Here is a 14,329-nt window from a genome sequence, read left to right as displayed (position 1 = left end):
CTTTTTACAGGAAATTAAAATACTTAGAAAATAACCAGATAATTACTCCAGTTCCCAATACACAAATAATTCCCGCCAAACCAGCTAGGGGTTTTTTATTCTTACCTGTAAACCAATCAGAGACAATACCAGTGTAATTAATTAATTCTGCTGTATCTAGGGTAGCGATCGCCCATACCCATCCCGCGTGCAATCCCCAAGCTAAACCCAAATTACCGCTAGAGGCAAAGCGTGCCAACACCAACACCATTCCCATCAGCCACAATCCAGGGAGTTGCGGTGCTGTTTCGCTTTGCTCCCAAACTAAATGTAGCAAAGCAAAAATCAAGCTAGAAATTGCTGCTGCTACCAAAATTGGGTAATCCTGCGCTAATTCAGTGAACAGGAAACCGCGAAAAACTAACTCTTCTATCCCACCGACTAACAACGCTATCAAGAAAATCGGTAGCAAGATGGGTAGTAGTAACTTGAAATTCGTCTTTTCAAAAGAACACCAACCTAACCAGAATTGCCCACTAAATACAATAGCCAGGCTCACCACTCCTAAACTGAAACCTATTGCTAAAGAAGTAAGAGTTGAAAGATTGCTAATAAAACCGTAATCTGAAAAAGATTTATTAGTCAGCCAAAGAACTCCCCAAAGAATCAGGGGAGCTAATAGGTAAAGTGACACCAATAACGGCATCTTTTGCTCTGGCTGCAAAGGTTTAGGAGGTTGCCAATTAAGCAATAATGCTGATACTGCTGCTACTGGCAACCAGCTAACTATCCAGCAAACAAAAAATGCCATCACTATAACTAGTGCTGGTGCATTTTCCATAAATGCCAGTAAGGCGTTGACCGAAGGTTCAAAGAAAGTTATCAAAATAAACAAAAAAAACACGATAGACTCCTTGCATTATAGATTTCTTGCTGATTAATCAAGACTCTACTAAACTTGGTGACTTCTGCAAGGAGTCTAATCGTATTTTTTAACTGGGACAAAATTCTCTCAACAGAGCTACCAGTTTGCTATTAGGGTAAGGAGAAGTTATCATCATCTGAAACTTATCCCTACCATCAGCAAATTTACTCTTCGTCTTCCAAATCTTCGTCTGATTCGTCAGAGTCTATATCTTGTGAGGTCAGTTTTTTATCAGTTTCACCGAGTTGAATTAAGTGAATATGTTTGTATCCCAGTCTAATTTCAAACTCATCTCCAGGCTTTAAACCCATTGCTTTGGTATATGTAGCACCAATTACAATCTGACCATTTTGATGGACACTAACCCGATAGGTCGGTTCACGACCACGGCCATCTTTAGGTGCTTCTGGACTTAGAGGAATTCCTCTAGCAGATAGCAAAGCGTCATAAAAATCGGTGAGATTGACACGAACCTGGTTATTCTTAGTAACAGTGTAATAGCCGCACTGTTTAGCTCTTTCTCGGCGTGGTAAAGTGGAAAGTTCTTTTACTTTCGCAAGTAGTGCTTTTCCGGTTAATGGCGCGGTTGCAGTTTCAGTCATTATGCTCAAATTTTCCTTACTCTCTCCAAACTGATAAACGATGTAGTCTTATGCCAGCATTTAGCTTTTTAGCATTTGCATAAAGCTACTTAAGACCCTAGTGTAAAGGGTGAATTCCTGCCGATAGGAGCCAAAAGCACTTCTATTATGGTTGTCCACAACCAACTAGAGGCTATAGTTGCCACAGACATTTATTTTGGTGATGTTACGGCACTTTTAACCATTATTCGCCATCAGAAAGAAAACTATTTTCTCCTTTGGCGCTACTGTAGCGGTGTAACTTTCAGCCACCTTTACAAATTGGTCAGGTTCTACTGCAAATAAGTCGTAGACCTAAGAAATTGCAGGTTTTTCACTTTCAGTGCTTGTCTTTATTGCCAATGAGCAAGTAGAGTTTTCTCCACTCGTCCTCTCAAGCTTTAGACAGCATAGTATTTCAATAGAGTCCTACGGGCATAAGCCCTTTTGTCCTGCCAGTAGAGACGCGAATTTTCTTGTCTCTACATTACGAATCAACAAAGCAGTAGTAGCCGCGCTGATACGGCTATTAATTCTGGTTTTGTCACTTCGTAATTTTATATTAAATACTAGCATGGACTAATAATAGCAAAATAGTTGTTTAATTTTGAATTAAAGTTGCTGGTAAATTTTTATTTAAATTCCTGGACTTGAAAGTTGAAAAAAGCAGTGGAGATTTTACTAACCCTTTATTGCAAGCGTGAGTATTGCTATCTGGCTTTTATAAAAATTTATATAATTGAGACGAGCAGTTTTGACCAATGAGTTAAATCCAAGGTTTTCTTGATTGAGAGTCAGCCAAAAAGCAAAAAGTCTCGCGTGTACGGGTTTTCCAGTGCTCTAACTTTTCTTTGAAAGTGGTGAGGATTTGTCTTCTGATTATTATCCGAAGGTCAAAAGCGATCAGAGGATTTTGCACGTCTGTCTATGGGAATAATAAGTCTCTTAACAGATGCCTCGCGCTTGATTGTCACTACTATATGTTGAACATAGGCTTTTACACTTCTATATAATCAAAAAATTCCGTCAAGGGTTACCGAAGCCAGAATTTTCCAACCGAGACTGCTAGACTCAAGTTGACATCAAGATGTGTTGCTAACCTGACATGTATTTAATTTGGATATGATCGCTAGTTCAGAGATGAGCCTAAGTCCCTCTACCCGCAAACCCTCTTTCCTTTACATTGCCAAATAGATAAATTAAATGGAAAGCTGCAATTACATTTTTGGCGTTTTATCTTAGAATTTGACAAAAATCTTGTCTACAGGGCTGCTACAACTAAAATTTTAATGGTTATCCTTAAACTAGAATCAGTCCCTCTTTAATCGTCAGCATATTAACACCAGGGTTTGAATTAAGGCAAAAAAGTATAGCTCACTTTTCGCAATTACCTACCTTGACTGATGATTTTCGAGCCTGGTGAAGCAATTTTAAAATTTTGGTTAGTGGTAATGAAAGTTATTTTTAAGGTAATTCGACAACAACAAAATTCCTCTCCTGTTGTGCAAACCTACCTTGTGGAGGCAGAACCAGGTAATACAATCTTGGATTGCCTCAATCATATTAAGTGGGAGCAAGATGGAACTTTAGCATTTCGCAAAAATTGCCGCAATACCATTTGTGGTAGCTGTGCGATGCGAATTAATGGGCGTTCGTCTTTAGCTTGTAAGGAAAATGTTGGCAGTGAACTTGCCAGATTACAACAAATACCATCATCAGAAAGTAAAGTAAATGCTATTGGCGAAATCACGATCGCTCCTCTCGGTAATATGCCCGTGATTAAAGATTTGGTTGTAGATATGAGCAGCTTTTGGAATAATCTAGAGGCAGTTGCTCCTTATGTGAGTACGGCAGCACGACAAGTACCAGAAAGAGAGTTTTTGCAAACACCACAAGAGCGATCGCGCCTCGATCAAACTGGTAACTGTATTATGTGCGGTGCTTGTTACTCTGAATGCAACGCCCGTGAAGTCAATCCAGACTTTGTAGGGCCTCATGCCCTTGCCAAAGCTTACCGGATGGTAGAAGATTCACGCGATAGCGATACCGAAAATCGCTTAGAAAGCTACAACGAAGGTACTAAAGGTGTATGGGGTTGTACCCGTTGTTTATATTGTGATTCCGTTTGTCCAATGGAAGTTGCACCATTAGAACAAATCACCAAAATTAAACAAGAAATTCTTACTCACAAACAAGCCAGCGACAGCCGTTCCATTCGCCACCGAAAAGTATTGATAGATTTGGTTAAAGAAGGTGGTTGGATTGATGAACGTCAATTTGGTTTACAAGTGGTCGGTAATTATTTTCGCGATTTAAAAGGATTACTCAGTCTTGCACCCCTCGGTTTGCGGATGTTATGTCGAGGTAAATTCCCCCTATCATTTGAAGCCTCTGAAGGGACGCAACAAGTGCGATCGCTCATTGAATCTGTGCAACAAGAATTAGGGAATAGGGAATAGGGAGTAGGGAATAGGGAATTTTCTTTCACCACTCCCTACTCCCCATTCCCCATTCTTCAACGCGGTTCTTGAGGTATATTCAACGGCCGTCCAAAACGGTCATATACTAAAACATCCCACTGCCCGTTGTTACTAGATTCAAAAGCAATCCTACTACCATCAGCGCTAATTGTAGGGTTGCGGACTTCCGCTTGTAGGTTAGAAGTCATATTTCGTGATTGGCGTGTCTCCCGGTCGTAGAGAAAAATAGCTGATCGCCCCTGACGACTAGCCGCAAACACCACATAACGACCATCTTGTGAAACACTAGGATGATTTGCGATCGCATCAAGGGAGTTTAAACCTGGCAAATCAACCAAATTACGAGTTACCGTATCAAACATATAAACATCTTGGCTACCCCGTCGGTCAGTAATAAAAACAATGTATCTCCCAGAAATCTGGGGGTTTAATTCCGACGCTAAACTATTGAGACTCCGACCCCCCGGATCAAAGGGATAACTCAAAAGACGAGGGTAGCCAAAACACCCAGTCATTAAACTGGAGCATAAAAATATAGGTATAAAAAAAACACGTTTCATATAATTTAGTCATTAGTCATTAGTCAATAGTCTCACAACTCCTAACTCTGCCAATTTTAGATTTTAGATTTCTCTTTCAATCCAAGTTGCGCTGGAAGCGCACCAAAGGTGCGACCCAAAATCTAAAATTGTAATGACTTTTAACTCCTAACTCCTACGGAGGTGAACCTATAGTTGCACCATTGGGAATATCTAACTCAATATTTGGTCCCCGATCTAGAACTTCAATATCCCACTGACCACGGATGGCGGTTTCAAAGACAACATAACGTCCATCTGGGCTAATATTTGGTTTTCTGACCCAGCCGCGATAGGTTGGTGTGACGATTTGCGACTGTTGCGTAGCGCGATCGTAAAGCGCCACCACCGCTCTACCTTGGTCACTAGTCAGATAAGCAATATAACGCCCGGTGTAGCTCAAGCTAGGACTTTCGGCAATTGTCTCCGCTCGGTTAATCCCCGGTGTGCGAATAAACAATTGCCTCTCCAAATCGTACATTAGTAGCTGCTGATTACCGTTCCGATTCGATACAAACGCTAAAAAGCGCCCATTTCCGCTCAAAACAGGTTGCTCCTCGGTGTAGCGACTGTTGAGGGAAGTAGGCCCTATGGGCACATCGTTAGAACCACAAGATACAAGCAAACTTATTAAACCAAAAACTAGGCTCCAATGAATTGGTCTTTGGAGCCAAAATGTAGGCGTAAATTTTTCCACCTCAATTGTTTTCCGTCGCCTCTAAACCTACTTCCACACCAACTGTTTTAAATATCGTCATCAAAATCGTTTGAATTATCTGGCCCTTCATTTGGCTTTTCAATCGGATTGTATGGCACATAATCAGTTGGGATCGCATCATCATCTTCGCGCGGTCTTCGAGGAGTTGAGTCAGTGGTTGGACGACGCCTTCTCGGTCTAGGAGCAACATCATCTTCACGACTTTCGGGACGCTGGGGCCCGCTATTACTGCGACGAGAAGGTTTTCTGACTTCCCCACCAGAAGTTTCCCAATCATCAACTTGCCTAGACGAAGAACCCCAATTTTCTTCTTCAGAGCTTTCAGAAGGGCGATTCACAGGACGCCCAGAAGTACGCCGCCGTGTTCTATCCGCTGGAGCCTGTCTTTCACTACTGCTGCCGTTACGGCGTTCTGAACGACGGGGGGGTTGCTCTTGGTAGTAGTCATCACGAGTTGAAATCTCATCCCTGCTACCCCGAATCCGGGCACGCACGGGGCGTTCTTCCTCGTCTTCATAAGGCAATGGATCTAAGTCTGCATCCATTTCAGCTTGATACTTTCTGCGATCGTTATAAGAATAGTTTCTGCTTACCTCTCGCTCATCATCCACAATCGGAGTGTTGCGCTTTGCTTGCTGGGTAGCTATACTCCGCAGACGAATACTTTCAACTGCAAAAAATACAGTTGTGCCAACTAAAAGCAGTTGCCCAAATTGCAGAATCGGGTCTAGCCGCCATCCTTGAAAGACGAGAATGAAGCCGCAGAGCAAGCCGACTGCGGCAAAAAAAATGTCTTGATCCCGTGACAATTCTGGACGCACAGTGCGGAGAAAATACAGTGCTGCCCCAGCCACAGCCAGGAAAATTCCTAGAATACTGGCTGAGTTTGCTCCAAAATTTACCTGAGCCAGAAAACTGGCTGAGTTCAGCCCAAAATTTATCATTGCTGTTTTCCCGATATCAAATCTATGTTAGCGAGTCACAATTAAAATCACTACTCTAATTAGGAACGATATATTGAAGCTTCAAAGCTTCTGGCAAAGAAGCTCTGAAGCTATTCACCGAAAAGTAAAAACACCTATGTCTATCATCTACAATTGCGCCCAGTCGCAGAAAATGCTGCTTTTGGTGCAATAAATGTAGATAGCTGACAGACAATCGATTGTGAGAGTTAAATTAACTCTCATAAGCATTATGAACGCTGAATTTTATCTTTTTGGCTAATGAAAATTAGACCAACTGTAACGGGTATCACAACAATTGCAGTACCCCATAGCAGGCTCCAAAGAAAATTTGCTAAAGAAGGCGTCATACTTCTCAACCTTTTTTTACACACTTCATCCTAATTTTAATAGTGTATTACTTTCTTGAGAAGCCTCTGGGCGTTAACTGCCAAACTTAATAACCCTTCTTGCTAGTCATTGATTTAACTGCGTGAGCGTGTTTGCTTTTGTATTCCAGAAGGAAGTGACAGCATTTGGTTAAAATAATGATGAGAGTGCTTTACAAAGCTTCAAATTTTTTAGCAATGTCTACGACGGGCTATTCGGCGTCGCAAAGGGCGATGAGCCAGTACAGTTCTCCCCCTTTGGGAGAGCTAGTTTCAAGGGGGTTTTCCCATAGAGAGACTTGGCGTTAGCGATGTAGGAGCGTCACCCGAATGGCTTGCCGTTGCCTAAATTTTTTCTTTCTTTACAGACAGATAGTAGCTTAAAACGATGACTGGTGTTGACCTGACTGCTTGGATTCTTGGCCCTGTGTTAGGGGTGATGACATTTTTATTTATATTCCGGATCATTCTCACTTGGTATCCGCAAGTGGATCTGAATCGTTTGCCCTTTAATTTGATAGCTTGGCCAACTGAACCATTTTTAATCCCGTTGCGAAAGCTAGTGCAACCTATAGGTGGGGTAGACATTACACCTATTATTTTGGTTGGCATCTTCAGCCTGCTGCGAGAAATTCTGCTAGGTCAACAAGGATTGCTGACTATGCTATCTCGTGTTAATTAGGGATGGGGAATTGGGGATGGGGAATGGGGCATAGGACATTGGGCAAAACAGTTCCGAGTTCCGAGTTCTGAGTACAGAAGTGAGATTTCCCACTCAGGACTCAGGACTCAGGACTCAGCACTACTACTCCCCCCTCTCCTAACCGTTCATTTCCTGCACAAAATTTGTATAGACATTACCCTGCAAAAACTGTGGAGTTTCCATAATTTTTTGATGAAACCCGATGGTAGTAGGTAGTCCAGTAATGGCACATTCCCGAAGTGCGCGTTTCATCCGGTTAATAGCAGTGGGTCGATCTGGTGCCCAAACAATTAACTTGCCGATCAAGGAATCGTAGTAGGGCGGGATTTGGTAATCTGTGTAAACGTGGGAATCAATCCGAACACCAGGCCCTCCGGGGGGGAGATAGCCGCTGATTCTTCCAGGAGAAGGGCGAAAGTCATGATCGGGGTCTTCGGCGTTGATCCGGCATTCGATCGCATGACCCCGCAAGACTACTTGATCTTGAGTAAGCTTGAGTCTTTCCCCTTGAGCTATGCGGATTTGTTCGGCAACTAAGTCTATCCCAGTAATCATCTCTGTTACAGGGTGTTCTACTTGAATCCGGGTGTTCATTTCCATAAAGTAAAATTTCCCCGATCTATCCAAGAGAAACTCGATAGTACCCGCCCCACTGTAGTTAATGAATTGGGCCGCTTTGACAGCAGCCTGTCCCATTTTCTCGCGCAGGTCTTGGTCGAGAGCCGGACTTGGTGCTTCTTCTAGTAGCTTTTGATTCCGGCGTTGAATAGAGCAATCACGTTCACCCAAGTGGATAACATTGCCGTAGTTATCCGCCAAAATTTGAAATTCGATGTGGCGGGGACGTTCAATAAATTTTTCGATATAAACGCCGGAATTCCCAAAAGCTGCTCCTGCTTCCCCTTGAGCCGCCAAGAAAAGTTTGACAAATTCATCTTCAGAACGAACTAGGCGCATACCCCGTCCGCCGCCACCTGCTGTGGCTTTGATCATCACTGGATAGCCAATATCTTTGGCAAATCCTAATCCTTCTTGCTCGGATTCTACCAATCCCTCACTACCTGGTACTGTCGGGACTCCAGCTTTTTGCATGGTTTCTTTGGCAGTGGATTTATCCCCCATCAGCTTGATAGCTTCTGGAGTTGGGCCGATAAAAGCAATATGATGGTCGGCACAGATTTCCGCAAACCGGGCATTTTCTGCCAAAAAGCCATAGCCTGGATGAATAGCAGTAGCATTGCGCGTCAGTGCAGCAGCAATAATATTGGGAATATTCAAATAACTTTTACTGCTAGCAGGTTCGCCAATGCAAACTGCTTCATCAGCAAGTTGGACGTGGAGAGCATTACGGTCAACAGTGGAGTGAACCGCAACTGTCGCAATTCCCATTTCTTCACAGGCGCGGAGAATGCGAAGGGCGATTTCTCCCCGATTGGCAATTAATATTTTGTCAAACTTCATTTTTTAGTTTCGATATCATTACCAGTAGATTGACATGTTCTCTGATCCAACTTGAAACAACGCTTCCGCATTATTTCAAATTATGACAGGAGATTCGCCACCCTGATTCTAAGCAAACTTGAGATTGCAGGCTTGCTGGGTCTACAGGTCTTACTACACTAACAACATTGCTGCTGTAAGTCTTGGCTAGCCTAGTAAGCTGGGCTTTTGCGTAGGCATACCCCGCTGAACACAGTAGCTCTACCCCTTTTAATATCACTTGTGCAGCTGCTAGATTTCTGTCAGCCTGATACCGCCTTGAGAAAATTTATATTTTTGAGCAAGTGAATTTAGATATCACCTTACTATAATTATTTTCTTATGCTATAGTCTATGTTTAGACAAACCATGCGGATGTGGCGGAATTGGTATACGCGCACGCTTGAGGTGCGTGTGGCTTTGCCTTGCGAGTTCGAGTCTCGCCATCCGCATTTTTGCTTGTTTAGTTATAGGGTCAATAGTCAAGGGTCAAAAAACCTTAGACTATTGACCCTTAAATATTTCTATTATTTCTAATACTTCCTCAAGGCAACTTTACTGTGTAAATGAGTTTGTAGTAGTGACTTTAGTCCTTGTATCAAGCACTGAAGTGCTTACTACGTAATAAAATTTGACAAAACAAAAAAATCTTTCCCTATTCCCCACCAAGCAAATTTGCCTTGCCAAATTACTAGTTTTTTATGCTTTTATAGAGATAGGTGAAGTTTTGTAAAAAGCATTGACTATTACTTTTACGCCGACAAACAACCTAGCACTACCGCCAGCTTGGCATCGCCTCACTCCGATTTGGCAAGGAGGGGAGGAGATAATTCAACAAAGTTTACCTCACACTCAACTGGCACCTGCTTGGCAGCTAATGCTTTTGGGTGATGGCTCCCCAACACGTCACTTAGAATTGCTCACAGGTGAGCCTGTAGAAGTAGATGTTATTGATATGTCATTGATTGGCATGGACTTGGATGCTGCTCCTGAGTTAATCCAAGCTGTCCCAGGGCCGCGATTACGGCGACAAGTATGGCTACGTACTGCTTCTGGTCAGCGATTAGCGTATGCCACCTCGTGGTGGGAAGCTAGTCATGTAGATGAGTATTTGCAAAACCGCTCATTACCAATTTGGGCAAGTTTAGCTCGTCTTCGCACAGAGTTATATCGGGATGTTCGAGGAATTTATTATGGTGACTCATCAGCGCTACAGTCCGGTTTTGATGTAACTGGGTCTTTTTGGGGTCGCCACTATTTGTTTTGGCATCATGGACAGCCATTAACATTAATTTATGAAGTTTTTTCGCCTTATTTAACCAAATATTTGGGGCCTATGCAATTGAGTACTATTAATACTGAGGCATAGGATTATTTCAACAACATATCTAATCTAAATTTGTAAGATTGGTAGTCGATACAAAATCTTGCATACTGAATTTAGCTTGGTTAGATAAAGTCAATACCACAGGTAGAAGCCCAGTAAATATAAGGTAATGTAGCTTGCTGATGACTTGCAGCAATGCCCAAGTTAGTTATATCCTCGAAGTGCTTAAAATGACGGATGTGAACTTTCCGAGACTTTTTGATAGAAGCAACTGTCTCAAGTAAGTGTCCTGCGAAATTCAACAAAGCGTGTTAAAAAAGGTAACTAACTGCGAAAATGCTGCTTTTGAAACATTCGAGAAGGTTGATTACGCAGTTTAAAATAGAAAAATTTATGCAGTTAACTGCCCTAAATAAGGAGAAGCTTTTTGGTTGACTTCACCAATCAAGCAAGTAATGAGTTTGCAATATGAGGTATAGGTTTCAATGGCACTGCCTGTTGTGTCTGTTCCAATGAAAAAAAGTAAGAAACCGTCTTTGGTGCTGACGCTTTCGGCTGCTGGGTTATTGATTGGTGCGGGAAGTGCAGCATACTGGTTTACCCAAAGACAACCATCTTCCAGGAATTTGCTAGTAGGTGCAAATATTATTCCTGGTGATGCTCTGTTTGCGGTTTCTCTGACAACAGATCCCCAACAGTGGCAAAAATTGCGGGAGTTTGGGACAAAAGACACCCAAATAGAACTGGACAAAAATTTAGTCCAGTTACGCGATCGCTTTCTGACTAATAATGGTTACGATTTCCAGAAAGATATTGCTCCTTGGGTAGGCAATGACATTGCGATCGCAATTCTTGCCCCAGCAGCGGGGAATAAACCTGCACCCAAACCAGTTACCACCAGTGAAAATGCTGTTAGTGAGCAGCAGTCGATGGTAATGGTATTGCCAGTGAAAAACCCAGAAATCGCCAAAAGGGTTTTGGCACAACCCAAAACCCTTAAACAAGGCAAATGGATTGATCGTATTTATCAAGGGTTCGCCATTAAACAAAGTGAAGGACAAGCAGGGCAAAACTTCTCGGCTGCATTACTAGATGGGCGTTTTTTAGTGATAACTGATAGTCCCAAAGCCACCGAACGAGCCATCGACGCCTACAAAAATAAAACATCCCTAGCCACAACAGGGGGCTTTGCTGAGAATTTTCCGAAAATCGCCAACTACCAACCCTTTGCCCAGTTTTACGTCAATGTGCCAGCAGCAGCCAAAATAGCCGCTGCTTCTCCAAACCGCCCTTTACCGGCTCAAGTCTTGGCTCAACTGCAAAATAACCAAGGTTTAGCGGGGACAATGATCTTAGAACCAGAAGGAATCCGCTTAAAGGGCGTTTCTTGGTTAAACCCTAATAGTCAAAGACTGCTGGCGGTAGAAAACAAAGCTGGGAAAATGCAAAGCCGCGTACCAGCGGAAACTTTAATGATGCTTTCGGGGGGCAATTTACAGCGGTTGTGGGGAAACTACATTTTAACGTCTCAGAGAAATCCCCTTTCACCGATCGCACCAGAACAAATCAGAGGTGGGATAAAATCGCTTACCGATCTCGATTTAGATAAGGATTTGCTCAGTTGGATGAAAGGCGAGTTTTCCTTATCACTGATTCCTACTACTCCAAAACAAGGTTCACCAGATGATTTTCGTGTGGGTTTGCTGTTCATGGTACAGACAAGCGATCGCAAATCGGCTGAAATATCAATCACTCAGCTGGATGAAGTCATGAAAAATCAATACCAATTCAAAGTGCAACCGGGGAAAATCGGAGGTCAATCCGTTGTTAATTGGGTATCACCTTATGGTACGTTAACGGCCACCCACGGCTGGTTAGATGAAGATATCGCTTTCTTAGTAGTGGGCGCTCCCATCACTGATAAAATTGTCCCCAAACCCAACAACACACTAGCTAGCACAATCCCTTTCCAAGAAACAGTTCCTACAGAACCCAATCCGACAAATGGTCAATTTTTCCTGGATGTGGAACGAACTGTGAAAAACTTCCCTTTACCAACTCTAATTCCCAATCAACAAACTTTGCTAGCTGCAACGCGCTCACTTGGGATGACATCTGCTGTCAGCGACAGTCGCAGTAACCGCTACGACATTTTCATTGCGCTCAAAAAAGTTAGTAACACGACTACATTGCCTAGTCCAGAAAGCAGTAAGAGTAACTCTGTTAAATAGAGTACAGGGTACAGGGGATTGGGGACTAGGGACTGGGGACTAGGGATTAGAAAAGATAATTATGTGGATTTAGATCCCAACCAATCTTAAAAGAATTTCTTCCCTAGTACCCAATCCCCAGTACCCAATCCCCAGTACCCAATTTCCCATTTCCCCTGTCTCATTACCCTCTAAACATATAGGATCAGAACAGTCAGAAATCGATATTTTAAATTATCCACGGAGAGAACACTTTATGAATCTGGTTGTACTCCAGAACTGGCTGGACAATGCGTCTTTTGCCATATTATTCCTAACAATGCTCGTGTATTGGGGAGGAGCGGCTTTTCCGAATCTGCCTTATCTAGCCGCTTTGGGGACAGCTGGGATGGCGATCGCCAATTTGTGCATTGCGACTCTATTAGGGGCACGATGGATCGAAGCTGGTTACTTTCCCTTAAGTAATCTCTATGAATCTCTGTTTTTCTTAACTTGGGGAATTACCGCAGTCCATCTCATTGCTGAAAATAGTAGCCGTAGCCGCTTGGTAGGAGTTGCAACAGCTCCAGTGGCAATGGCTATTACTGCTTTTGCTACTATGACACTACCATCTCAGATGCAAGCGTCAGAACCCCTAGTACCTGCCTTGAAGTCAAATTGGTTGATGATGCACGTCAGCGTTATGATGCTGAGTTATTCTGCTTTGATGGTGGGTTCACTATTAGCGATCGCTTTCTTGATAGTCACTCGCGGTCAAAATATTCAACTACAAGGCAGTTCCGTTGGAACTGGTGGCTATCGCAGCAACGGCTACCGCTTGCACAAAGCATCTGAACTAATTTCTCAACCACCAACCCCTGCTGTCGAAAATAACGGCTTTGCCCGTTTTGAAACTAGTAGCAATGGCAACGGTAACGGTAACACTGCTGTTTTGAATTTAGTAACTACCCCTGAATCCCCAGCCGTAGCATCTGCTGAACCTCTTTCACCCCAGCGCCTTAGCCTTGCCGAAACCCTCGACAACATCAGCTATCGCATCATCGGACTAGGATTTCCCCTGTTGACAATTGGCATCATTGCCGGTGGCGTTTGGGCTAACGAAGCCTGGGGTTCCTACTGGAGTTGGGACCCGAAAGAAACTTGGGCATTAATCACCTGGTTAGTTTTCGCTGCCTACCTCCACGCCAGAATTACTCGCGGTTGGCAAGGGCGGCGTCCCGCAATTTTAGCCTCTGCCGGCTTGCTTGTGGTTTGGGTTTGCTATCTCGGTGTGAATCTTTTGGGTAAAGGTTTACATTCTTACGGTTGGTTTTTCTAAGAACCTCACTAAGACAGTACTGAGTATTGAGTATTTTACTTTTACTCATCACTCAGCACTTAGTAATATCTCGCGTAAAACGATAGTGAGTTAAGTGTTTAAGTTGAAACGCAGGGGTGAAGAGTTTTTCTTCGCCCCTTTGTGTAAGATAACCAAGGACTAATGACCAATGACCAATGACTAAATTATCATTTTATTTCGGATGAACTGTTATATCTCTAGAAAATATAGATTTATTGACAGGAGATTTTTATGGAAGATGGATTCGAGATACTAAACCATGATGAAGTTGTGTCTATAGAACCAGACACTTTTAATAAGTTAAATATTGCCAAAACTTTTAAAGTCCGTGATTTGATTACAGCAATTAAAGAATATGTTGGAGCAGAAGAAACAGATGAAGTAAATTTGTATACCCAAGGATTAAATTGCGAAGTTTTACAATTTAGTACTTTGGGATGGAAAAAAGGAAAAGTTAGACTTGCTTTAGAATTTTGTCCTGATGAATCTGAGTCACCACTTGATGAAATTTTTCAAAAACTCAAACAAGTGGAGAACTAATACCCAATGAGCAAAAGATCCCCGACTTCTTAAAGAAGTCGGGGATCTGATACTCACTATGTTTGCAAATAAAATTAGTATGTGCTGAATTGCTATCAAAA

General features: G+C 42.7%; 14 protein-coding genes and 1 tRNA gene. 7 read left to right on the top strand and 8 right to left on the bottom strand.

The window, feature by feature from the left end:
- Positions 1-4: 4 nt before the first annotated feature.
- Together ACWATR_RS13995 and ACWATR_RS13990 are read right to left on the bottom strand one after the other, a co-directional pair.
- Complete coding sequence (locus tag ACWATR_RS13995; protein WP_460333208.1) at positions 5-883, bottom strand: lysostaphin resistance A-like protein; 879 nt, start codon at positions 881-883, stop codon at positions 5-7.
- Between the two features lie 185 nt (positions 884-1,068).
- On the bottom strand, positions 1,069-1,506 hold the full coding sequence (locus tag ACWATR_RS13990; protein WP_069074038.1) for an AbrB family transcriptional regulator: 438 nt from the start codon (positions 1,504-1,506) through the stop codon (positions 1,069-1,071).
- A gap of 1,469 nt (positions 1,507-2,975) precedes the next feature.
- Between ACWATR_RS13990 and ACWATR_RS13985 the strand changes: the two genes are divergently transcribed.
- A complete protein-coding gene (locus ACWATR_RS13985; protein WP_460340413.1) occupies positions 2,976-3,983 on the top strand; it encodes a succinate dehydrogenase/fumarate reductase iron-sulfur subunit in 1,008 nt (335 codons plus the stop codon).
- A 56-nt stretch (positions 3,984-4,039) separates the two neighbouring features.
- On the opposite strand, the gene ACWATR_RS13980 is transcribed toward ACWATR_RS13985, so the two are convergent.
- The 4 genes from ACWATR_RS13980 to psbX all read right to left on the bottom strand — a co-directional run bounded on the left by ACWATR_RS13980 (position 4,040) and on the right by psbX (position 6,612).
- A complete protein-coding gene (locus ACWATR_RS13980) occupies positions 4,040-4,564 on the bottom strand; it encodes a TolB family protein (protein ID WP_460333205.1) in 525 nt (174 codons plus the stop codon).
- Between the two features lie 154 nt (positions 4,565-4,718).
- Complete coding sequence (locus tag ACWATR_RS13975; protein ID WP_460333202.1) at positions 4,719-5,279, bottom strand: TolB family protein; 561 nt, start codon at positions 5,277-5,279, stop codon at positions 4,719-4,721.
- Between the two features lie 47 nt (positions 5,280-5,326).
- Positions 5,327-6,244, bottom strand: a complete 918-nt coding sequence (locus tag ACWATR_RS13970) for a Ycf66 family protein (protein WP_435025093.1) — start codon at positions 6,242-6,244, stop codon at positions 5,327-5,329.
- Positions 6,245-6,492: 248 nt separating this feature from the next.
- Positions 6,493-6,612, bottom strand: coding sequence for a photosystem II reaction center X protein (gene psbX, locus ACWATR_RS13965; protein WP_012412183.1), 120 nt, complete (start codon positions 6,610-6,612; stop codon positions 6,493-6,495).
- Positions 6,613-7,018: 406 nt separating this feature from the next.
- On the opposite strand from psbX, the gene ACWATR_RS13960 reads away from it, so the two are divergent.
- Positions 7,019-7,312 (top strand): YggT family protein, encoded by a 294-nt coding sequence (locus ACWATR_RS13960; RefSeq protein ID WP_181932399.1) that lies wholly within the window; start codon positions 7,019-7,021, stop codon positions 7,310-7,312.
- A gap of 138 nt (positions 7,313-7,450) precedes the next feature.
- Here ACWATR_RS13960 and accC read toward each other — a convergent pair whose 3' ends face one another.
- The gene (gene accC / locus ACWATR_RS13955) at positions 7,451-8,794 is read right to left on the bottom strand and encodes an acetyl-CoA carboxylase biotin carboxylase subunit (protein WP_460333197.1); all 1,344 of its coding nucleotides are present in this window, start codon (positions 8,792-8,794) and stop codon (positions 7,451-7,453) included.
- Positions 8,795-9,183: 389 nt separating this feature from the next.
- Between accC and ACWATR_RS13950 the strand changes: the two genes are divergently transcribed.
- A tRNA-Leu gene (locus tag ACWATR_RS13950) sits at positions 9,184-9,264 on the top strand.
- Positions 9,265-9,551: 287 nt separating this feature from the next.
- Positions 9,552-10,181 carry a chorismate lyase gene (locus tag ACWATR_RS13945; RefSeq protein ID WP_181932398.1) on the top strand — a complete coding sequence of 210 codons (630 nt, stop codon included), beginning with the start codon at positions 9,552-9,554 and terminating at the stop codon, positions 10,179-10,181.
- Between the two features lie 80 nt (positions 10,182-10,261).
- Here the strand turns inward: ACWATR_RS13945 and ACWATR_RS13940 are convergent, their stop codons facing one another.
- Complete coding sequence (locus ACWATR_RS13940) at positions 10,262-10,444, bottom strand: hypothetical protein (RefSeq protein WP_460333194.1); 183 nt, start codon at positions 10,442-10,444, stop codon at positions 10,262-10,264.
- 180 nt (positions 10,445-10,624) lie between these two features.
- On the opposite strand from ACWATR_RS13940, the gene ACWATR_RS13935 reads away from it, so the two are divergent.
- The 3 genes from ACWATR_RS13935 (at position 10,625) to ACWATR_RS13925 (ending at position 14,228) form a co-directional block, all read left to right on the top strand.
- Positions 10,625-12,370, top strand: coding sequence for a DUF3352 domain-containing protein (locus ACWATR_RS13935; protein ID WP_460333191.1), 1,746 nt, complete (start codon positions 10,625-10,627; stop codon positions 12,368-12,370).
- 235 nt (positions 12,371-12,605) lie between these two features.
- The gene (ccsB, locus tag ACWATR_RS13930) at positions 12,606-13,667 is read left to right on the top strand and encodes a c-type cytochrome biogenesis protein CcsB (protein WP_460333188.1); all 1,062 of its coding nucleotides are present in this window, start codon (positions 12,606-12,608) and stop codon (positions 13,665-13,667) included.
- 252 nt (positions 13,668-13,919) lie between these two features.
- The gene (locus ACWATR_RS13925; RefSeq protein WP_322638021.1) at positions 13,920-14,228 is read left to right on the top strand and encodes a KGK domain-containing protein; all 309 of its coding nucleotides are present in this window, start codon (positions 13,920-13,922) and stop codon (positions 14,226-14,228) included.
- Positions 14,229-14,329 lie beyond the last annotated feature (101 nt).

This window comes from Nostoc sp. UIC 10890 (assembly GCF_054786515.1).
Note: the sequence above shows the minus strand (reverse complement) of the source record. Positions and strands in the feature narration are given on the sequence as shown.

What these genes read in the sequence shown, in the direction of transcription:
- ACWATR_RS13990 (WP_069074038.1), bottom strand. Translation starts at nt 1,506, where the DNA reads ATGACTGAAACTGCAACCGCGCCATTAACCGGAAAAGCACTACTTGCG.
- ACWATR_RS13985 (WP_460340413.1), top strand. Translation starts at nt 2,976, where the DNA reads ATGAAAGTTATTTTTAAGGTAATTCGACAACAACAAAATTCCTCTCCT.
- ACWATR_RS13980 (WP_460333205.1), bottom strand. Translation starts at nt 4,564, where the DNA reads ATGAAACGTGTTTTTTTTATACCTATATTTTTATGCTCCAGTTTAATG.
- ACWATR_RS13970 (WP_435025093.1), bottom strand. Translation starts at nt 6,244, where the DNA reads ATGATAAATTTTGGGCTGAACTCAGCCAGTTTTCTGGCTCAGGTAAAT.
- psbX (WP_012412183.1), bottom strand. Translation starts at nt 6,612, where the DNA reads ATGACGCCTTCTTTAGCAAATTTTCTTTGGAGCCTGCTATGGGGTACT.
- ACWATR_RS13960 (WP_181932399.1), top strand. Translation starts at nt 7,019, where the DNA reads ATGACTGGTGTTGACCTGACTGCTTGGATTCTTGGCCCTGTGTTAGGG.
- accC (WP_460333197.1), bottom strand. Translation starts at nt 8,794, where the DNA reads ATGAAGTTTGACAAAATATTAATTGCCAATCGGGGAGAAATCGCCCTT.
- ACWATR_RS13935 (WP_460333191.1), top strand. Translation starts at nt 10,625, where the DNA reads ATGGCACTGCCTGTTGTGTCTGTTCCAATGAAAAAAAGTAAGAAACCG.
- ccsB (WP_460333188.1), top strand. Translation starts at nt 12,606, where the DNA reads ATGAATCTGGTTGTACTCCAGAACTGGCTGGACAATGCGTCTTTTGCC.
- ACWATR_RS13925 (WP_322638021.1), top strand. Translation starts at nt 13,920, where the DNA reads ATGGAAGATGGATTCGAGATACTAAACCATGATGAAGTTGTGTCTATA.